The sequence below is a fragment of the Frankia sp. BMG5.23 genome (genome assembly GCF_000685765.2).
In the GTDB taxonomy this organism is placed as follows: domain Bacteria; phylum Actinomycetota; class Actinomycetes; order Frankiales; family Frankiaceae; genus Frankia; species Frankia casuarinae.
The window spans coordinates 25,515-45,503 of sequence record NZ_JDWE01000037.1; the positions used below are offsets into that span (position 1 = coordinate 25,515).

The following is a 19,989-nucleotide window of genomic DNA, read 5'->3' on the forward strand; positions in this document are numbered from 1 at the left end:
ACCGACGGCCCGCCCGGGAGTATCCCCACCGCGCGGTGAACGATGGAACGATCTCGCTCTCGCCCTGATTGGCTGTAGCTACCGGACGTTCCCGGCGCCGGTCCGCCCATCCCGGAGAACACGCCGAGCAATCTACTCGTAACCGATCATGGACGGGCCAGGCCGGGATGCCCAGAGCGGGTAGGATAGGCAGACGGTGGCGGAAGGGCCTTATCGGAGGCCGAGAAGCGAGACCGTGGATAGAGGCGAATGGCCCCGTGACAGCACCGACGGTACCTGCGTCAGGACCTGACTTCGGACCCAACGAATGGCTGGTCTTCGAGATCTACCAACAGTTTCTCGAAGATCCGCAGAGCGTGTCGCCGGAGTGGCGCGAGTTCCTCTCCGATTACCACCCCGGCGCGCCGCCCGCCGCCGCGGGCGGCGCCGGGCAGGCCGCCACGGCGGCACCTAACGGGGAGGTTTCGCCGGATGGTGAGGTCTTCCACACTACGCCTGTTCCGGTGAAGCCGAGCGCGGCCGCGCCGTCTACTCCGGCCGCGCCGGTCCCGGCGTCGGCACAGCCCGCCGGGCCCCCGAAGCAGGCGGCACCCGCCGACAGGCAGGCTCCGGAGGCGGCCACGCCGCTGCGCGGCGCCGCCGCCCGCGTGGTCAGCAACATGGAGACCTCGCTGCACATCCCGACGGCGACCTCGGTGCGGGCGGTGCCGGCCAAGCTGCTCGCGGACAACCGCATCGTGATCAACCGGCACCTGGCCCGCTCCAGCGGCGGCAAGGTGTCCTTCACGCACATCATCGGCTACGCGATGGTCAAGGCGCTGGCCGCGCATCCCGTCATGAACGCCTCCTACACGGAGGTGGGCGGCAAGCCGGCCGTCGTCCAGCCGGAGCACATCAACCTGGGCCTCGCCATCGACCTGGTGACCCCGAAGGGCCGCCAGCTCGTTGTCGCCGCCGTCAAGAAGGCCGAGACGCTGGACTTCACCCAGTTCTGGCAGGCCTACGAGGACCTCGTGCGCCGGGCCCGGACGAACAAGCTGACCACCGACGACTTCACCGGCGTCACCATCAGCCTGACCAACCCCGGCGGCATCGGCACCGTGCACTCGGTGCCCCGCCTGATGGAGGGCCAGGGCACGATCATCGGCGTCGGGGCGATGGAGTACCCGGCCGAGTTCTCCGGCGCGTCGGCGAACACCCTGGCGAAGCTCGCGATCTCCAAGATCATCACTCTGACCAGCACCTACGACCACCGCATCATCCAGGGCGCCCAGTCGGGTGAGTACCTGCGCCGGATGCATCAGCTGCTCCTCGGCGAGGAGGGCTTCTACGACGAGATCTTCCAGTCGCTGCGGGTGCCCTACGAGCCCGTGCGCTGGGTCGCCGACATGCCGGTCGTGCACGAGGGCGACCTCGACCACAACGCCCGGGTGCTGGAACTGATCCACGCCTACCGGGTGCGCGGCCACCTCATGGCGGACACGAACCCGCTCGAGTTCGCCATCCGCAGCCATCCCGACCTCGACATCATCAGCCACGGGCTGACCCTGTGGGACCTCGACCGCGAGTTCGCCGTCGGCGGCTTCGCCGGGCACCGGACGATGTCCCTGCGCGACGTCCTGGGGGTCCTGCGCGACTCGTACTGCCGTCGGGTCGGCATCGAGTACATGCACATCCAGGAACCGGATGAGCGTGCCTGGATCCAGGCCCGGGTCGAGCGGGCCGCGGAGCGGCCGGACCCGGCCGAGCAGCTGCACGTGCTGGAGCGGCTCGGGGCCGCGGAGGCGTTCGAATCTTTCCTGCAGACCAAGTACGTCGGCCAGCGCCGGTTCTCCCTCGAGGGCGCCGAGTCGACGATCCCCGCCCTCGACGAGGTTCTCTCGCGTGCCGCCGGCGCGGGGATGGACGAGGTCGTCATCGGCATGGCCCATCGCGGCCGGCTGAACGTGCTCGCCAACATCGTCGGCAAGTCCTACCGGCAGATCTTCGCCGAGTTCGAGGGCTACCTCGACCCGCAGACGGCGCACGGCTCCGGCGACGTGAAGTACCACCTCGGCGCCGAGGGCGTCTACACCGGCCAGGACGGCCGCACGGTACCGGTTTCGGTGGTCGCGAACCCGTCGCACCTCGAGGCGGTCGACCCGGTCACCGAGGGCGTCGTCCGCGCCAAGCAGGACATTCTGGACAAGGGCTCGGCGGGTTTCACCGTTCTGCCGGTACTCGTCCACGGCGATGCCGCGTTCGCCGGGCAGGGGGTCGTCGCCGAGACCCTCAACCTGTCCCAGCTGCGGGGATACCGCACCGGTGGCACCGTGCACCTGGTCATCAACAACCAGGTCGGATTCACCACCTCGCCGGACTCCGGCCGGTCGTCGGTGTACGCCACCGACGTCGCCCGGATGGTCCAGGCACCGATCTTCCACGTGAACGGGGACGACCCGGAGGCGTGTGTCCGGGTTGCGGCGCTGGCGTTCGAGTACCGCCAGGCGTTCCACAAGGACGTCGTCATCGATCTGGTCTGCTACCGGCGGCGCGGGCACAACGAGATGGACGAGCCCTCGTTCACCCAGCCGTTGATGTACGACACCATCGCCAGCAAGCGTTCGGTGCGCAAGCTCTACACCGAGGCGCTGATCGGCCGCGGGGACATCACCCGCGAGGAGGCCGAGCAAGCGATGAAGAGCTACCGCGCGGAGCTCGAGAAGGCCTTCGCGCAGACCCGGGACACCACCCCGGCGAGCTCGTCGCCGCAGCCACGCATCATCACCACCCCGGAGGAGGCCGCCGCGGCGGCCGCGGTCAGCACCGCCGTGTCCGACGAGGCCGTGAAGAAGGTCATCGAGACCCAGGTCAACCTGCCGGAGGGCTTCACCGTCCATCCACGGCTGCGTCCCCAGGTCGAGCGGCGGGCCCAGATGGTGGAGACCGGCTTGATCGACTGGGCGCTGGCGGAGACCCTGGCCTTCGGAACGCTCCTGCTCGACGGCCGCTCGGTGCGGCTGACCGGTCAGGACAGCCGGCGGGGCACCTTCGGCCAGCGGCACGCCGTGCTGGTCGACCGGCACAGCGCCGCGGACCACACCCCGCTGCGGACCCTGCGCCACGGCCTCGACGGCACCATCGTGAACGACGGTGTCGGCACCTTCTACGTCTACGACTCGCTGTTGAGCGAGTTCGCGGCGATGGGCTTCGAGTACGGCTACGCGGTCGCCCGGCCGGACATGCTGGTGCTCTGGGAGGCGCAGTTCGGCGACTTCGCCAACGGCGCCCAGTCGATCATTGACGAGTTCATCACCGCCGGTGAGGCCAAGTGGGGCCAGCGGTCGGCGGTCACCCTGCTGCTGCCGCACGGCTACGAGGGTCAGGGTCCCGACCACTCCTCCGCCCGCATCGAGCGCTTCTTGTCGCTGTGCGCGGACAACAACATGACGGTCTCCGCACCCTCGTCCCCCGCCAGCTACTTCCACCTGCTGCGCCGGCAGGCCCTCTCGCCGGTCCGGCGTCCGCTGGTGGTCTTCACCCCCAAGTCGATGCTGCGGCTGAAGGCCGCAACGTCCACCGTGGCCGAGCTGACCGGCGGCGGCTGGCAGCCGGTGATCGACGACGGGTCCGTCACGGACCCGTCGGCCGTGCGCCGGATACTGCTCACGGCGGGCAAGGTCTACTACGATCTCGCCGCCGCCCGGGGGAAGCACGACGACGCCGAGCGATTCGCCCTGTTGCGCGTCGAACAGCTCTACCCGACGCCCGGGCCGGAGCTCGCGCAGGTCCTGGAGCGTTACCCGAACGTGACGGACATCGTCTGGCTCCAGGAGGAGCCGGCGAACCAGGGCGCCTACCCGCACATGGCCCTCAACCTGACCGAGTTCCTGCCCGGCGACATCCGGCTGCGTCGCATCTCCCGGCGCGCCGCCGCGGCCCCGGCCTCGGGGTCGTCGAAGGTGCACGAGCGCGAGCAGCAGGCCCTGGTCGAGGCGGCGTTCGAGAACTGAGCACGCGGCCGGCGGAGCGTCGCCCGATCCGAGGACCGTCCCGCCGCACCGGTGGTGTTCCCGGGCCGCCGTGCCCGGCAGCGCCACCGGCGTGCGGCGGCCGGTCCGGCTCGCCAGCCATCCGCTCGCCAGACAGGGGGCAGCGATGTACTTCACCGACCGGGGGATCGAGGAACTCGCCGCGCGGCGCGGCCCGGAGAGCCTGACCTACGAGGGTCTTGCCGACTCGCTGCGCGTCTTCGTGGACCTGTATCCCGACTTCGAGGACGCGATCGACCGGCTCGCCACCTGGCTGGCCCGCCCCGAGGAGGACCCGGATCTCTAGCCCGCCCAGCCCCGAGCCAGGAGTCCCCGCACCACGACGAAGGGGCTAGGCGGGGGGGCGGAGTATCAACTTGCCGAAGAACTCACCGCCGAGCAGCTGCTCGAAGGCGGCCCGGGCATCGGCCAACGGGCGCACCTCGTGGATCAGCGGCCGCACCCCGGTCCGTTCCACGAATGCAACGAGATCGACTAGCTCGTCCCGGCTCCCCATGGTGGAACCGATCACCGACAGCTGGAGAAAGAAGATCCGGGTGAGGTCCGCCGGCGGGTTCGGACCACTGGTGGCGCCCGAGACCACGATGCGCCCGCCGGGGCGCACTGCCTTCACCGAGTGACCCCAGGTGGCGGCGCCGACGGTCTCGATGACCGCGTCGACCCGGCGCGGCAGCCGGGCACCGGGTTCGAGAACCTCGTCGGCGCCGAGGGCGGCCGCCCGCTTCCGCTTGGTCTCGTCCCGCGAGGTCACGAAAACGGTGTGCCCGGCGGCCTTGGCGATCAGCAGCGCCGCGGTGGCCACCCCCCCACCGGCTCCCTGGATGAGCACGGTGCCGCCGCCCCCGGCGGGCAGCCCCGCCCGGGAGACGACCATCCGGTAGGCGGTGAGCCAGGCGGTCGGCAGGCAGGCGGCCTCCTCCCACGACAACCCTGCGGGCTTCGGGATCAGGTTGCGCCGCGGCACGGCGACCCGCTCGGCAAGGGTTCCCGGGTACAGCTCGGACAGCAGGGTCCGCTTCGGGTCCAGCGTCTCGTCCCCCCCGCCCGCTGCCGGATCACCGATCACGCTGTGGACGATGACCTCCTGCCCGTCGGGGGTCACCCCGGCGGCGTCACAGCCGAGGATCATCGGGAGCCGATCCGCCGGCAGGCCCACTCCACGCAGGCTGAACAGGTCGTGATGGTTGAGCGAGGCGGCCCGCACCGTGACGGTGACCCACCCGTCGAGCGGCGCGGGTTCGGGCTGCTCCCCGATGGCCAGGCCGTCGAGCGGGGAATCGGGGTGGAGGGACATGGCGGCGGCGGCTAGCACCCTTCGAACCTACGGCTACTGGCGTGCAGACGCGAGCGAGGCCGACCGGCGCGGATCCACTCAGGACAACCGACAGGCGACGCCACGGACGAAGGGGACCATCCGGGCCGGCAACCGCGCCTGCCAGGCCGGTGTGCTGAACTCGACACCGTGGGAACAACAAGGGTGGACACCCAATGGTAAACAGGCCGTGGTGACCCACGAGGACATGCCCGACTCGCCACGCAGAAACGGGTCGAGCCGGCGGCTGGGCTGGCGCCGCCGACACCCCGCGCCCGTCCCGGAGGCACCCGCGACGGTCATCGTGGACGGCATACCGGTCATCACGGTGGCTCCCGCCGACTTCGTGTGCTGCTCTTACAAGGGATGTGGGACCCTGCGCCCGCTCGCGGAGGCGGTGGAGAACCGGCCCTGCCCGGGATGCGGCCGGGTCTGAGACCCACGCGGGCTGAGACCACGCGGGCTCGCGAACGGCCCGGGAACGCGGCTCAGGACCCGTAGCGGGACTCGGGGGACTCGACCGTCAAGGGGGGGGACCCCGCGTGGCACGGGCCCCGTGGAGGCGTCCAGGGACCCCGGAGAAGGTGCACCGGGATCCCTGGACGCCTTGGCTGGCACGACGGCGATCAGCCGGCCCTCGTCAGCGGCGGGCCACCCCGTCCGCCCGCGCGGCCGCGGCCGTCGCCGCGGCGACGGCCGGGGCGACCCGGTCGTCGAACACGCTCGGGATGATGAGATCCTCGGCCAGCTCGTCCGCGATCACCGCGGCGAGCGCCCTCGCGGCGGCGAGCTTCATGCCCTCCGTCACGCGGCTGGCCCGGACGTCGAGCGCTCCCCGGAAGATTCCGGGGAAGGCGAGGACGTTGTTGATCTGGTTCGGGTAGTCGCTGCGACCGGTCGCCACGATCCGCGCGTACTTGTGGGCGACCGCCGGGTCGATCTCGGGATCGGGGTTGGCCATCGCGAAAATGATCGCCTCCGGCGCCATGGTGGCGACCGCCTCCTCCGGGACCTGCCCGGCGGACAGCCCGAGGAAGACATCGGCGCCGGCGAGCGCGTCGGTGATGGACCCGGCCAGGCCGGCACGGTTGGTCTCGGCGGCGAGCGCGGCCTTGCTCGGGGTGAGGTTGTCCCGACCGGCGTAGAGGATGCCGCGGCTGTCGCCAACCGCGATGTCCCCGATGCCGGCGGCCAGCAGGATGCGGGCCACGGCGGCGCCGGCAGCGCCCGCGCCGGACACCACGGCACGCAGATCACCGAGGGTGCGTCCGGTGAGCTTCGCCGCATTCTCCAGCGCGGCCAGCGCGACGATGGCCGTTCCGTGCTGGTCGTCGTGGAAGACCGGGATGTCGACGCGGTCCTGCAGGAGGCGCTCGATGGCGAAGCAGCGCGGTGCCGAGATGTCCTCGAGGTTGATCCCGCCGAAGCTCGGAGCGAGGCGCGCGACGGTGTCGACGATCTCCTCGACGTCCGTGCAGGCAAGGGCCAGTGGCACCGCGTCCACACCACCGAAGCGCTTGAACAACGCGGCCTTGCCCTCCATCACCGGCAGGGAGGCCGCGGGGCCGATGTCACCGAGGCCGAGCACGGCCGTCCCATCCGTGACCACGGCAACGGTGTTAGACCGCCAGGTGTAGTCGTCGGCAAGGGCCGGAGTCCCGGCGATGGCGGTACACACCCGCGCGACTCCGGGCGTATAGGCCAGGGACAGGTCTTCCCGACTGTTCAATGGAGCGGTAGCGTTGATGTTGATCTTTCCTCCGCGGTGCAGGGCGAACGCGGGATCGTCGTCGGACGGCCGCGGGCTGAGCCCGGCGAAGTCCGACGTGGTGGAACCGAGAGTCGGCTGGTCAGTGGTTGCGGTCACGGAGGTTGCTCCTCGAACGAGCCGCCGGCGGACCCCGCGACGATCGCGGTCTCACCTGGGCTGCGGCTACAACGTGCTCATACTCCCGTGCGGTGCGTGTTTCGCGGAAGAACAAGCCTGAGCGGTACCGCCTCATCGTGTAAGGCGGGCGATCGACCGGGTGTTGCCCGGGGTTGCTTCCAATATGGCACGCGCGGCCGCCCCTGCTCCCGACGGCGCTTCGCCGACGGCGAACCGACAACGAACGTATCGGCAACGGAAACGAAACATACCGCCACGGAGAGGATGCCGACGCCCGAGGGAAGCATCACGTGATCAGAAGCGGGGGTCTCCCCCGGCTACCGGCAACCCACCGACACGCCCCCCCGGGCCCAAAAGGTAATCCGTGCACAGCGATGCTTTCCGTCGTACTCGGGCGATGCCCATTCCGGCAATGACGGTAGCACTCCTGATGATTTCCGTCGGTGACCGGAACGACGGCTCCGGTGCCCCGGCGACGGCGATCTCCGGCATCCTCCGTCGACGGCTCCGTCCCTGGTCAGCTGCCCAAGGAGGTGCACGACAAGGGCACTCCGACGGTGTGACGACCAACAGTTCTGACGGTATGGCGACCGACAGTTCGTACGCGCTGAACGAATTCGTCGACACCGACGGAAGAACCATCGTCAGCATGGATATCGACCTGGCCCGGTCGCTCGCCGGCCTCCTGGCGGGCGAAGGTGCAACGCGCCCGGATCGCCTTCAATTCGGTTCCGCCATGGCCCGCGTCCGGTTGTTACGACATCGCTATGTCCTCGTTAACCGACACCAAGGAGCGGGAGAAACGGGTGGAATTTGTCACCTGCTTCGCCGCGGCCCCTCCGTCACGACCGGAGTCCGGGGCCGGCTCGGGTCCGACGCGTGGTCCGGCGTCCTGGGAGGCGCGGGACCGAACCGGTACCTTCGCACACGTGGAGATCAGCGAACTATCGGTTCCGGACGCCTGGGTGTTCACCCCGCGCCAGCACTCCGACAGCCGCGGGACCTTCCTGGAGTGGTTCCGCTCGGACGCTCTCGCCGAGGCGGTGGGGCATCCGCTCACCCTGTCGCAGGCCAACCACAGCGTGAGCCGGGCCGGCACGCTGCGCGGGGTGCACTACGCGCAGGTCCCCCCCAGCCAGGCGAAGTACGTGACGTGCGTGCACGGCCGGGTGCTGGACTGCGTCGTCGACATCAGGGTCGGCTCACCGACCTACGGGACGTTCGCGGCGGTCGTCCTCGACGACGTCGACCGGCGGGGCCTGTATGTCGCGGAGGGTCTCGGGCATGCCTTCATGGCGCTCACCGACGACGCCGCGATCTCCTACCTGTGCTCGACTCCGTATACCCCCGGGCGCGAGTACGGGGTCCACCCACTCGATCCCGATCTCGCGCTGCCCTGGCCCGACGATCTCGCGCCGTTGCTGTCCGACAAGGACACCGCGGCGCCGTCGCTCAAGGAGGCGGAGGCGGCTGGCCTGCTGCCCGACTATCGCGCCTGCCGGGCCCTGTACGCCGAGCTCCGCTCGGCGAGCGCCGCCGGGGACATCCGGTGATCCGGGTGGCCGGCCCCGGAGACGTCGAGGTCGTCCACCGCCTGGTCACCGAACTCGCCGCGTACGAGAAGGAGCCGGCCGCCGTCGCCATGACGCCCGCCGATCTCGACACGGCCCTGTTCGGACCGGTGCCAGCCGCGCACTGTCTGGTGGCCACCACAGACCACCTTGCCGGCGACCCCACCCCACCACAGGTCGCCGCCCCACCACAGGTCGTCGGCTTCGCGCTCTGGCACCCGACCTTCTCCACCTGGACCGGCCAGACCGGGATGTACCTCGTCGATCTGTTCGTCCGGCCGAACCACCGCCGCCGTGGCTACGGGCAGGCCCTGCTCACCACCCTCGCGACGATCTGCGCCGACCGCGGCTACCGGCGCATGGAATGGGCCGTACTGGACTGGAACGCCCCGGCGCAGGCGTTCTACCGCTCCCTCGGCGCGGGGCCGATCGAGGGCTGGACGACCTGGCGCATGGACGCCGACGCCATCACCACCCTGGCCGGCGTCGGGACCGGCAGCGCCGCGGCCGACGACCGCCTAAGCCGACGACCGCCTAAGCCGACGACCGCCTAAGCCGACGACCGCCTAAGCCGACGACCGCCTAAGCCGACGACGGCCAGACAGGCCGGATGCAACAGCTTACGATCACCCGACCTGCGGTACCCAGCGGCGGCTGGGTACGGTGGAGTCGGTGGCCGCCGCCCGGCCGCCGACGGAGCGGAAACCGTCCGCCCATGCGGGACGTCATGGTCGGGAGCGGAATACTCGACCCGTCGACGGGTGGGAGAGGAACCGCCGACAATATCATTATCTAATCGACCTTGGTCGGCAGGACACCCGCGAGGCGCCGTCCTCGCGCGACGCAGGCTCTTTGGGGGTAGGAACGTGGATCCGACGCCTTCGACCGGCGGCGCGGAGAGCTCCGACACCATCGACAGCCAAACCGCCCACTCGGGCGGCCTACGCGACGTGGTTGCGCTCACCCTGCCCGCCGCGAGCGCCTACCTCACCGTCCTGCGCACGGCGACGGCCTCGCTGGCGGCCCGCCTCGACTTCACTCTCGACGACATCGAGGATCTCCGGATCGCCGTGGACGAGGCGTGCGCCCTGCTGCTCGTCTCGGCCGTGCCGGGTTCCTCGCTGGACTGCACGTTCACCCTCTCGCCGGGGGTGATGCACGTCCTGGTGACGGTCGAGAGCCTGGACGGCGAGCAGCCCTCCGAGGACACCTTCGCCTGGACCGTGCTCAAGGCGCTGGCGGGCGACGTGCAGACCTCGACGGGCCCAGGGTCGCGGGTGAGCATCGCCCTGCAGAAACGCAGGGGCGTGCGCGCCGACCTCGGCGGGCCTCCGGCCGGCCACGTCCGAGGGTCGGGCGCGTCCAGAGAGACTCCACTGGGCGACACGGTAGGTACGTCGTGACGTCGACCGGGAGGACGCCGACCCCACCGCGCACGGTACCTGATCGCGACGTAGCCGATCGCAACGTAGCCGATCGCGACCCGGTGTCCACGGTGGACCCGGTAGCGGCGTTGAGCCAACGGGGATCCGGGCTCGACGACCAGCCGGGGATCGACAGCGATCTCGGCCCCGAGGTGACGACCCAGGCGCCACCGAACCCGGCGGTGGACGGTCCGGCGATCGACGGGGAGAGCGATCGGCCCGAGCGCGCGCACTCGCCCGACCGGGCCCTGGCCCGCACGCTGTTCGTCCGCCTCGCCGAGCTACCCGAGGACGATCCCGAACGCTCCGCCGTCCGCGATCAGCTCGTCCGGATGCACCTACCGCTGGTGGAGTACCTCGCCCGCCGCTTCCGTAACCGGGGCGAGCCGCTCGACGACCTCGTCCAGGTGGCCACCATCGGATTGATCAAATCGGTGGACCGGTTCGATCCGGAACGTGGGGTGGAGTTCTCGACCTACGCCACCCCGACCATTGTCGGTGAGATCAAGCGGCACTTCCGGGACAAGGGCTGGGCCATCCGGGTCCCCCGCCGCCTTCAGGAGCTCAAACTCTCCCTGACGAAGGCGACCTCCGAGCTCTCCCAGACGCTGGGCCGCTCCCCCACGGTGAGCGAGATCGCCCGGCATCTGCAGATGAGCGAAGATGACGTCCTCGAGGGGCTGGAGTCGGCGAACGCCTACTCGGCGGTCTCCCTCGACGCGCCGGACTCCGGCGACGACGAGGCGCCCGCCGTCGCGGACACCCTCGGCGTCCAGGACGAGTCCCTGGAGGGCGTCGAGTACCGCGAGTCCCTCAAGCCGCTGTTGGAGAAGCTCCCTGCGCGGGAGAAGCGCATCCTGCTGCTGCGGTTCTTCGGCAACATGACCCAGTCCCAGATCGCGACCGAGCTCGGCATCTCCCAGATGCACGTTTCCCGGCTCCTGGCCCGGACCCTGGCCCAGCTGCGGCGCGGCCTGCTCGAGGACGGCTGAGCGGATTCGTCACCCGGTCCCGCCGCCGCGCCGAGGCGGGACCACCGGCCCGAGCCCACCGGCCAGCAGCAACGCGACGACGATGACAAGGGGCACGACGAGCAGCGGGATGCCGTAGCCGTAGCGGCCGGACTGCACCAGCCCCCACGCCACCGGCAGGCACAGGATCTGCACGACCAAGGTGGGCGAGCGGAAGGATGCGCCGTTGCGCAGCACGCCCCCCGCGAGGACCGCCACACCGAGCCCGCCGACGATGGCGAGCACCCCACCGCTCTCGGCACGACCCACGTCGTCGATGTCCGGCCCGAAGCCGCGCAGCACCTGCAGGATTCCGAGGGCCAGCAGGGTCAGCGCCTCGATGGCGAGCAGGACGGACGCCACCCGAGTGGGCACGGACGCCGCGCGAGCAGCCTGCCGCAGCGTGCCGAAGCGGCCGGCCGCCGGCTGATCGGGATGACTCGTGGATCCCATATCCCTGACACTACGTTCCCGGGGCCGTCGGCGTTCCCGGGGCCGTCGACCGGTGCCCCCGGGGACCCTCCGGACGGTGTCCACCGCGCCATCACCCGTCGCACTTCGCGAGGTGCCCGCCGGATTCCACCGGTGTGAGAGTTTTCCCAGCCGGCGACCCGGATGACCGGGCGGACTACGGTGGAGGCATGCGAGGGCTGTTGGTCGTCAACCCCGTCGCCACTGCTACGACCGAACGTGTTCGTGACGTCCTCGCCAGCGCGCTCGCCGCGGACCTCGCTCTGGAGACTGTGGTCACCAAGGGGCGGGGGCACGGGGTGGAGCTGGGGGCCAGAGCGGCCGAACTCGGCGTCGACGTGGTGCTTGCGCTCGGTGGGGACGGTACCGTCAACGAGATCATCAACGGACTGCTCCAGAACGGTCCGGTACCGGGCGGCCCAGCGTTCGCCGTGGTCCCGGGTGGCAGCACCAACGTCTTCGCTCGCGCGCTAGGCTACTCCGCGTCACCGGTGGAGGCGACCGGCGAGCTGCTGAGCGCGCTCCGCGAGGGCCGCACCCGGCGGATCAGCCTCGGCCGGGCTCAGTACGGCGACGAACGGCGCTGGTTCACGTTCTGTTTCGGTATCGGCCTGGATGCCCGGGTCGTCGCGCGGGTCGAGGAGAAGCGTGGCAAGGGCAGGCGCAACACCGCCGGCCTGTTCCTGCGGACCGCGGCGGGTCAGATCCTCCACGGCACCGACCGCCGCGGTTCGCCCATCACCCTGACGACCGCCGACGCCGGCTCGGCCCCCGCCCCCGGGACCACCGACCCGGCGGGCGGGCGGGCCGAGGAGCACATCGCCTTCTGCATCGTCTGCAACACCCGCCCGTGGACCTACCTCAACTCCCGTCCCGTCCTCGCCTGCCCGGACGCGTCCTTCGACACCGGTCTGGACCTCCTCGCGCTGCGGCGGGTACGGTTGCCCAGCGTGCTGCGGGCCGCCTCGCGGATACTCACCGACGGCGAGGGTCCGCGCGGTCGCAACGTGGTGCGCCGCCACAACACGTCGCGTATCCGCTTCTCCACGGATACGCCCCTGCCGGTGCAGATGGACGGCGAGTATCTCGGGATGTTCTCCGAGGTGCTGCTGACCCACCAGCCGCACGCGCTGCGCGTCGTCGCCTGACGGCTGCCCGCCCAGGAGAGTGTCCGCTCAGGCGTCGAGCGCCGTGGTGGGGGTCCCGTCCGGCCGGGACAGCGCCTGGTGGATCTCCATGGGGTCGTCGCAGATCGCCCCGGTGACGCCCGCGTCGCGGATCCGCCGGGCGTCCTCGAGACTGGTCACCGTCCAGGTGATCAACCGGATGCCGGCTTCGCGCGCCCGTCCCGCCGCGTCGGAGGTGCCGAGCACCGCGCTGGTGTGCACATGCAGTTCGGTGTGGCCCGCCGACCGTGCGTAGGCGAGGCCGCCGCTCACCGACATCCGGGGCATGGTGAGGAACGCCGTCGTGACCGCGAGGTCGGCGTCACGCACCGCCTCGATGGCGAACCAGTCGAACGACGACACCGTGATGCCGCCGGCACCGGCGTCAAGGTCGGCGGCGTCCGGCCGGCGGCCGGTCCATCCCCGGGCACGCAGCGTCTCGGCGAGCCGGCGCGCGGTCTGCTCCCGGGGGGCGTCGAAGTCCGGCTGCCCGGGCTGGTTCTTGATCTCACAGATGAGCCGACCGCGGCCATCCCACACGTCGAGGATCTCATCGAGCAGAGGGATGCCCCGGGCCCGCAGCGCCACCGTGGTCTGCCGGACCACGGCCCGGCCGGCGGGACGGGACAGCCGCGCGTCGTGCACGCAGACCAGGTCGCCGTCCGCGCTGCGCCGCACGTCGACCTCGACACCGTCGGCGCCCACCCGCAACGCGGCATCCACCGCCTCGACCGTGTTCTCCGGGCCGGGAACCCTGCTGCCACGATGACCGAGAACCTCCATGCCCCAACCCTGCCATCTCCGGCGACGCGAGCGGGTCAGATCGGGCCGGGATGACGGCGCGCACCGGCGCCGGAGCAGCCCTCAGGCAGCCCTCAGGCACCACAGAACGGATCCATGACCGACTGGCATGACACCGGCGGCTTGATCGCCGAGGATCCGGGCCGCCCACCGGCCGCACCGGTGACGATCGATGCAACGGAGCGTAACATCCCCTGGCAATCGGGACTCCCGTGGCACTTCGGCCATCCAGGGAGACGGTCGCCCCCCGTGGTCCGTCTGTGTCCTTGCCGGACAAGTGCAGGCCAGCCAGGCTGTGAAGAGGCTTGCAGGTTCTTGCGCCGCTGCCTGTTCGGGTGGGAGGGTGGCGAATGTCCGAGGTGGATGCACGTGCACCCGGGCTTACCGACACCCGGCAACCCGCTCTACGGCCGCCGTCGAGGCCGAGCAGACATCCTGCTCAATTTATTTTTCACCTCGGCACAACCGTAGCGGCTCACAAAGCGTCTCATGTGCAGTGTGGCCCGAGACGAGAGAGGGAGTTGTACGCATGGACTGGCGCCACAGAGCGCTCTGCCGTGACGAGGATCCCGAGCTCTTCTTCCCGATCGGTACAACCGGTCCGGCGGAACGCCAGGTCGAAGAGGCAAAGGCCGTTTGCGCGCGGTGCGCAGTCACGAGTGACTGCCTCAACTGGGCACTGGACACCGGGCAGGACTCCGGTGTCTGGGGCGGGATGAGCGAGGACGAACGCCGGGCGCTCAAGCGCCAGGTCCGACTCCGGGTTCGAACCGCCTGACCGCAGGACCGTCCCCGACGGCGGGCCGACAGCACCCGAGGAACCGGCACCACGTCCCGGGTCCGAACAACAACACCCGCTCGCGGCAGACCCTGCCCGCCGGAACCGGCACCACCGGATCCACCGGCGGACCGCAGTGGTCGCCGCATGAGGTCATGCCACAACCCGTACCGCGGCACAGGGGTGGCTGGCAGCAGCATCGGCCGTTCTGTCCGCGCGTCCGCCGCAGCAATGCGGCGCGACGCGGACGGGGCGGCCGTAATGTTTTCCGCCCCCGACCACACCTTCCGGCGATCGGGCCCGCTCAGGCGAACCACCGCCCGGGACGGTCCCGATCCGGCCCCCCACGAGCACGCCACATCGGCACGACGGCCATGGACGAGGGACACATCCTGGGGGATACCCCCTCCCGGGCACCCTAAACACTCAACTTTCAGAAAGTGGGATCGACAGGAGCGCCTCCGTCCCGTGCTCTGGACCGGCCTGGAGCCGGATGGTGCCGTGCATCTCGCCCAGCACCAGCTGGCGGACGATCTGCAGCCCCAGCCTTGGCGAGTGCTCGAGCTGGAAGTCCTCGGGCAGCCCGGCACCGTCGTCGGCCACGACCACGTCAAGCCGGTCCGCCAGGCGGCTGACCCGGATCTCGATGGAACCCGCCGAACCGTCGAACGCATGTTCTACAGCATTCTGCAGAAGTTCGGAAAGCACAAGAGCCAACGGGGTGGCGAGTTCGCCGGGAAGCCGCCCGAACGACCCGGTCCGGCGGGTGTTCGCCCGGGCCCCGGTGGAGGCCAGATCCACCGTGACCGAGGTGATCTGGTCGGCGATCTCGTCGAACGGCACGCTCTCCCCCAAACTCTGGGACAGCGTCTCGTGCACGACCGCGATCGAGGTGACCCGGCGCACCGACTCCCGCAGCGCCGAGCGCGCCTCGTCGACCTTCGTCCGCCGCATCTGCAACCGCAGCAGGGCTGCTACGGTCTGTAGATTGTTCTTGACCCTGTGATGAATCTCACGGATCGTCGCGTCCTTACTCAGCAGCAGCGCCTCGCGGCGACGCAGTTCGGAGACGTCCCGGACGAGCACCAGCACCTCCCGGGTCGCCCCGGGGAAGAGCGGGATCGCCCGCAGAAGTACCACCGTGCTCCCGACCGCGGCTTCCACCTCCACCGGCCGGCGCCGGCCGAGCGCGTGCCAGACCGCCGGGGTCGTGGCGGACAGGTTCAGCGCCCGGTGCACGGAGCGGAGGTCCTCGCCCGTGACATTGCCGGTGTAGCCAAGCCGGCGGTACGCCGAGAGCGCGTTCGGACTCGCGAAGATCACCTTCCCGGCGCCGTCGAGCCGCATCATGCCGTCGCCCACCCGGGGGGACTCGGGAAGCTCCGCCGAGCTGCCGCGGAACGGAAAGGCGCCCTCGGCGATCATCAGGGCCAGGTTGTTGGCACCCTGCAGATAAGCCGACTCCAGCGCGCTCGGCGTCCGGGTGGTCGCGAGGTTGGTGTCCCGGGCAAGGACGGCGATCACCTCGTCACCCCGCCGGACCGGGATCGCCTCCGTCCGCACCGGGACCCCACCGTCCCACTCGGGCTCGCCCTCCCGCGCGATCCGGTGTTCCCGCCAGGCGTTCTGGACCACCCAGCGATTGATCACGACGCTGCCGACCTCGTCGTTGTGGTACGCGGTCGGACCGGTGGTGGGACGGACCTGGGCCACGACGAGGAATTCGGCTCCGCTGGCGTGGCCGCCCCGGCTGGCCCCCGAGCCGGAGCGGACAGGCACGAGCAGCAACAGATCAGCGAAGGAGAGGTCGGCGAGTAGAGCCCAGTCCGCGACGAGCGCGTGCAGGTGGTCGATGCCGTCGTCGCTGAGATCCGTGCTCGCGCGCAGCATGTCGGCGAGGGTTCCCACGGCTCGCAGACTGCCAGACCGGCCGGGTTCGTGAGGTGGCGGGCACCCCATCACAGTGGCCGATACCCGTACGCTGGCCGTCGTGACCGTCGATGACGTCGAGGCTGCCGCGCCGCTCGCCTGGCTCACGGACCACGCCCGGGCCCGGGCCGCCGCCGGGCTGCGCCGCGAGCTACGCCCGCGGGGCGGCCCGGACAAACCGGGCGCAAGCGTGCTCGTCGATCTCGCGGGCAACGACTACCTCGGGCTCGGCCGTCATCCGGCGGTCGTCGGCGGCGGGATCCGCGCCCTGCGCGCCTGGGGTGCCGGGGCCACCGGGAGTCGGCTCATGACCGGGACGACCACGTTGCACGGGGAGCTGGAGAACGCGCTCGCCGCGCACGCCGGATTCGCCTCGGCCCTGGTCTTCTCCTCCGGCTACACGGCGAACCTCGCGGTGGTCACCGCCCTGGCCGGCCCCGGCGACCTGGTCGTCTCGGACGCGCTGAACCACGCCTCGATCGTGGACGCCTGCCGGCTGTCCCGGGCGGACGTCGTCGTGACACCGCATGCCGATGTGGCCGCGGTCGCGGCGGCCCTCGCCGGACGCCCCTGGCGACGGGCACTCGTCGTGACCGAGTCGGTGTTCTCCGCGGACGGCGATCTCGCCCCGCTGACCGAACTGCACGAGGCCGCCCGGGCCCACGGAGCGGTCCTGGTCGTTGACGAGGCCCATGCGCTCGGGGTGGTCGGGCCCGCCGGTCGGGGGGCACTCGCCGCCACGGGCCTTGCCGGGGAGCCGGACGTGGTGGCGACGGCCACCCTGTCCAAGGCGCTGGGCGGCCAGGGCGGCGCGGTGCTGGGCGAGGCGGCCGTGCGCGATCACCTCATCGACACCGCCCGCAGCTTCATCTTCGATACCGGCCTCGCCCCGGCGAACGTGGGCAGCGCGCTGGCCGCCCTGGAGTTTCTGGGGGCCCACCCGGAGCTGCCCGGCACCGTCCGGCGCCGGGCCCGTCAGCTCGCCGGCCTGACCGGCGCGCCGGATCCCGCCGGGGCCGTCGTTTCAGTGATCATTGGGGATCCCGAACCCGCGATCGCGGCCGCGACGACCTGCCGCGGGCACGGGGTGGCCGTCGGCTGCTTCCGGCCACCGACGGTGCCGGTCGGGACCAGCCGGCTGCGCCTCGCCGCCCGGGCCGATCTCACCGATGCCGACCTCGCGATCGTCACCAACGCGCTGGCCGCCGCCGGGGTCCTGGCCCGATGACAGCCCTGGCCCGATGACAGCCCTGGCCCGATGACAGCCCTGGTGGTGACCGGGACCGGCACCGGGGTCGGCAAGACGGTGGTGACGGCCGCGATCGGCGCGCTCGCGCACGACCGACACCACGCGGTCGCGGTGGTGAAACCGGCCCAGACCGGTGTCGGCCCCGGCGAGTTGGGTGACGTCGACCTCGTCCGCGATCTGACCGGGATCACCGACGTCCACGAGCTGGCCCGCTACCCCGACCCGCTCGCTCCGGCCACCGCCGCCCGCAGGTCCGGGCACCGGGCCGTCGACCTCGACGAGCTCGCCGCCCGGATCGGCACCCTCGCCGACAGCCGCGATCTCGTCCTCGTCGAGGGCGCCGGCGGCCTGCTGGTCCGCTACGACGCGGGCGGCGCCACCCTCGCCGACCTCGCCCGGGTGCTGCGGGCGCCGGTGCTCGTCGTGACCGCCGCGGGCCTGGGCGCTCTGAACGACACGGCGCTGACCCTGGAGGCGCTGGCGCACCGCGGCCTGGACCTCGCCGGCGTGGTGGTCGGGTCCTGGCCGGCCGAACCGGATCTGGCCTGCCGGTGCAACCTCATCGACCTGGAAAGCCTGGCCGCCCGGCCGCTGGCCGGCGTCCTTCCGGCGGGAGCCGGCCTGCTGGCCCGGCTCGAGTTCCTGGCCGTGGCGCGTGCCTCGCTGCAACCGGCACTTGGCGGCACGTTCCGTGCCCAGGAGTTCAGAGCTCGCTACGAGACGTAACCACCATGCTCGATAGTCTTCGGGGCTCGATGGTGTTCGGGAATCCGGCCCCACATCCGCGCGCCGGTTCGACAATGGATGCGCATGCACCTGGGTGCATGCGCATCAGTCCCGACCACGATGCCCACCGCACCCACGCACCCACGCACCCACCGCACCCGTCGACCCTTGTCTGGAGACCCCTGTGACTGCATCCGTGACCACGTCCGTGACCGCGCACCCCACCGCACCTGCACCGGCACCGGCGTCGCAGCGGCCGCCGGCGGACCAGGACGGTGCCGACATCCTCACCGTGGCACGGCGCGAGGTCCTCGATGGCGGACGGGGGCTGGACGAGGCCGGCGTGCTCGCCGTGCTCCGGTTCCCGGACGAGACGCTGACCGATCTGCTCGCCCTGGCCCACGAGGTGCGGATGCGCTGGTGTGGTCCGGAGGTCGAGGTGGAGGGGATCGTCAGCCTCAAGACCGGCGGATGCCCGGAAGATTGTCACTTCTGCTCGCAGTCCGGCAAGTTCGACTCGCCGGTGCGGTCCGCCTGGCTGGACGTGCCCTCGCTCGTCGACGCCGCCCGGCAGACCGCGGCGACAGGCGCCACCGAGTTCTGCATCGTCGCGGCCGTGCGGGGCCCGGACGCCCGGCTCATGGCGCAGGTGCGGGAGGGGGTCGCCGCCATCCGTGCGGCGGTCGACATCAACGTCGCCTGCTCGCTGGGCATGCTGACCTCCGAGCAGGTCGACGAACTCACGGCGATGGGTGTGCACCGTTACAACCACAATCTGGAGACGGCCCGCTCGCACTTCCCGAACGTGGTCACCACCCACAGTTGGGAGGAGCGGTGGGAGACCTGTGAGATGGTGCGGGCCGCGGGGATGGAGCTGTGCTGCGGCGCCATTCTGGGCGTCGGCGAGAGCCTCGAGCAGCGTGCCGAGCTCGCCACCCAGCTTGCGGCCCTGGAGCCCGACGAGGTTCCGCTGAACTTCCTCAACCCGCGGCCGGGAACGCCCTTCGGGGATCTTCCGCTGGTCGAGCCGCGTGACGCGCTGCGCGCGATCGCGGCGTTCCGCCTCGCCATGCCGCGCACGATCCTGCGCTACTCCGGCGGACGCGAGATCACCCTGGGCGATCTCGACGTGCAGGGGATGCTCGGTGGCATCAACGCCATGATCGTCGGAAACTATCTGACGACGCTGGGCCGCTCCGCGGAGGCCGACCTGAAGATGCTGGCCGAGCTGAGCATGCCGATCAAGTCCCTGCAGGCCACTCTCTAAGCCGTTTTGACGCTGGTTCGTGCCCGGCTGGTTCGTGCCCGGTGCTGATGCTCCCGTTCGCGCAGGAGGTGGACCTGCTTCACACTTGGATGCGTCTCTACCCGCCCGAGTCTCCGACGGTGACCGGCGGCTCCGGCCCCGGCAGGACTGGTCCCGAGATGAACCCGACGCCGCAGCCCGATGGTCAGGTACGCAGCGACATCTGCGGGCCTCGGCCCGGCCTGCCGGACCCGCNGGCACTCGCCCGGTGGGAAGAGGCGCTGCTGTGTCTGCGGGTGTTCGACACGGCGCCGATCATATTCGCGGTCTTCGACCGCGGCCTGCGCTACCGGGCGGTGAACCAGGCGGCTGCCAGGGCCTCCGGCC

17 protein-coding genes and 1 pseudogene are annotated in these 19,989 nt (G+C 71.0%); 13 read left to right on the forward strand and 5 right to left on the reverse strand.

Annotated features, from left to right (window positions below; all coding sequences use genetic code 11):
* The first annotated feature begins 257 nt into the window (after positions 1–257).
* Both BMG523DRAFT_RS15770 and BMG523DRAFT_RS15775 read left to right on the forward strand, forming a co-directional pair.
* The gene (locus BMG523DRAFT_RS15770; protein ID WP_011438123.1) at positions 258–3,992 is read left to right on the forward strand and encodes a multifunctional oxoglutarate decarboxylase/oxoglutarate dehydrogenase thiamine pyrophosphate-binding subunit/dihydrolipoyllysine-residue succinyltransferase subunit; all 3,735 of its coding nucleotides are present in this window, start codon (positions 258–260) and stop codon (positions 3,990–3,992) included.
* A 145-nt stretch (positions 3,993–4,137) separates the two neighbouring features.
* Complete coding sequence (locus tag BMG523DRAFT_RS15775; protein WP_011438124.1) at positions 4,138–4,317, forward strand: DUF6104 family protein; 180 nt, start codon at positions 4,138–4,140, stop codon at positions 4,315–4,317.
* Between the two features lie 45 nt (positions 4,318–4,362).
* On the opposite strand, the gene BMG523DRAFT_RS15780 is transcribed toward BMG523DRAFT_RS15775, so the two are convergent.
* Complete coding sequence (locus BMG523DRAFT_RS15780; RefSeq protein ID WP_011438125.1) at positions 4,363–5,343, reverse strand: zinc-binding dehydrogenase; 981 nt, start codon at positions 5,341–5,343, stop codon at positions 4,363–4,365.
* Between BMG523DRAFT_RS15780 and BMG523DRAFT_RS26555 the strand changes: the two genes are divergently transcribed.
* Positions 5,324–5,779, forward strand: coding sequence for a hypothetical protein (locus BMG523DRAFT_RS26555; protein WP_232234865.1), 456 nt, complete (start codon positions 5,324–5,326; stop codon positions 5,777–5,779). The genes BMG523DRAFT_RS15780 and BMG523DRAFT_RS26555 overlap by 20 nt on opposite strands.
* Positions 5,780–5,983: 204 nt before the next feature.
* On the opposite strand, the gene BMG523DRAFT_RS15790 is transcribed toward BMG523DRAFT_RS26555, so the two are convergent.
* The gene (locus BMG523DRAFT_RS15790) at positions 5,984–7,210 is read right to left on the reverse strand and encodes an NADP-dependent malic enzyme (RefSeq protein ID WP_011438126.1); all 1,227 of its coding nucleotides are present in this window, start codon (positions 7,208–7,210) and stop codon (positions 5,984–5,986) included.
* A gap of 950 nt (positions 7,211–8,160) precedes the next feature.
* On the opposite strand from BMG523DRAFT_RS15790, the gene BMG523DRAFT_RS15795 reads away from it, so the two are divergent.
* The 4 genes from BMG523DRAFT_RS15795 (at position 8,161) to BMG523DRAFT_RS15810 (ending at position 11,218) form a co-directional block, all read left to right on the forward strand.
* Positions 8,161–8,784 carry a dTDP-4-dehydrorhamnose 3,5-epimerase family protein gene (locus BMG523DRAFT_RS15795; RefSeq protein ID WP_011438127.1) on the forward strand — a complete coding sequence of 208 codons (624 nt, stop codon included), beginning with the start codon at positions 8,161–8,163 and terminating at the stop codon, positions 8,782–8,784.
* A complete protein-coding gene (locus BMG523DRAFT_RS15800) occupies positions 8,781–9,356 on the forward strand; it encodes a GNAT family N-acetyltransferase (RefSeq protein ID WP_011438128.1) in 576 nt (191 codons plus the stop codon). The genes BMG523DRAFT_RS15795 and BMG523DRAFT_RS15800 overlap by 4 nt, the downstream gene beginning before the upstream one ends.
* A gap of 312 nt (positions 9,357–9,668) precedes the next feature.
* Complete coding sequence (locus BMG523DRAFT_RS15805; RefSeq protein ID WP_011438129.1) at positions 9,669–10,205, forward strand: anti-sigma factor; 537 nt, start codon at positions 9,669–9,671, stop codon at positions 10,203–10,205.
* On the forward strand, positions 10,202–11,218 hold the full coding sequence (locus BMG523DRAFT_RS15810) for a SigB/SigF/SigG family RNA polymerase sigma factor (protein WP_011438130.1): 1,017 nt from the start codon (positions 10,202–10,204) through the stop codon (positions 11,216–11,218). The genes BMG523DRAFT_RS15805 and BMG523DRAFT_RS15810 overlap by 4 nt, the downstream gene beginning before the upstream one ends.
* 9 nt (positions 11,219–11,227) lie before the next feature.
* Here BMG523DRAFT_RS15810 and BMG523DRAFT_RS15815 read toward each other — a convergent pair whose 3' ends face one another.
* Entirely contained in the window at positions 11,228–11,689 is a 462-nt protein-coding gene (locus BMG523DRAFT_RS15815; RefSeq protein ID WP_023841776.1) for a hypothetical protein, read from the reverse strand.
* 188 nt (positions 11,690–11,877) lie between these two features.
* Here BMG523DRAFT_RS15815 and BMG523DRAFT_RS15820 point away from each other — a divergent pair, with 188 nt between their 5' ends.
* On the forward strand, positions 11,878–12,855 hold the full coding sequence (locus BMG523DRAFT_RS15820) for a diacylglycerol kinase family protein (RefSeq protein WP_011438132.1): 978 nt from the start codon (positions 11,878–11,880) through the stop codon (positions 12,853–12,855).
* 27 nt (positions 12,856–12,882) lie between these two features.
* On the opposite strand, the gene BMG523DRAFT_RS15825 is transcribed toward BMG523DRAFT_RS15820, so the two are convergent.
* Entirely contained in the window at positions 12,883–13,656 is a 774-nt protein-coding gene (locus BMG523DRAFT_RS15825; RefSeq protein ID WP_011438133.1) for a glycerophosphodiester phosphodiesterase, read from the reverse strand.
* A 547-nt stretch (positions 13,657–14,203) separates the two neighbouring features.
* On the opposite strand from BMG523DRAFT_RS15825, the gene BMG523DRAFT_RS15830 reads away from it, so the two are divergent.
* Entirely contained in the window at positions 14,204–14,452 is a 249-nt protein-coding gene (locus tag BMG523DRAFT_RS15830) for a WhiB family transcriptional regulator (RefSeq protein WP_011438134.1), read from the forward strand.
* Positions 14,453–14,878: 426 nt separating this feature from the next.
* On the opposite strand, the gene BMG523DRAFT_RS15835 is transcribed toward BMG523DRAFT_RS15830, so the two are convergent.
* A complete protein-coding gene (locus tag BMG523DRAFT_RS15835) occupies positions 14,879–16,342 on the reverse strand; it encodes a sensor histidine kinase (protein WP_173645812.1) in 1,464 nt (487 codons plus the stop codon).
* A gap of 100 nt (positions 16,343–16,442) precedes the next feature.
* On the opposite strand from BMG523DRAFT_RS15835, the gene BMG523DRAFT_RS15840 reads away from it, so the two are divergent.
* From BMG523DRAFT_RS15840 to BMG523DRAFT_RS23325, 4 genes and pseudogenes are all read left to right on the forward strand, one after another.
* Positions 16,443–17,609: an 8-amino-7-oxononanoate synthase gene (locus BMG523DRAFT_RS15840; protein WP_035729930.1), complete on the forward strand. Its 1,167-nt coding sequence runs from the start codon at positions 16,443–16,445 to the stop codon at positions 17,607–17,609.
* Positions 17,610–17,639: 30 nt separating this feature from the next.
* Positions 17,640–18,356 (forward strand): dethiobiotin synthase, encoded by a 717-nt coding sequence (gene bioD, locus BMG523DRAFT_RS15845; protein ID WP_011438137.1) that lies wholly within the window; start codon positions 17,640–17,642, stop codon positions 18,354–18,356.
* 196 nt (positions 18,357–18,552) lie between these two features.
* Positions 18,553–19,623: a biotin synthase BioB gene (bioB, locus tag BMG523DRAFT_RS15850; protein ID WP_235463179.1), complete on the forward strand. Its 1,071-nt coding sequence runs from the start codon at positions 18,553–18,555 to the stop codon at positions 19,621–19,623.
* Between the two features lie 47 nt (positions 19,624–19,670).
* Positions 19,671–19,989, forward strand: a pseudogene (locus BMG523DRAFT_RS23325) (hypothetical protein); the annotation flags it as partial.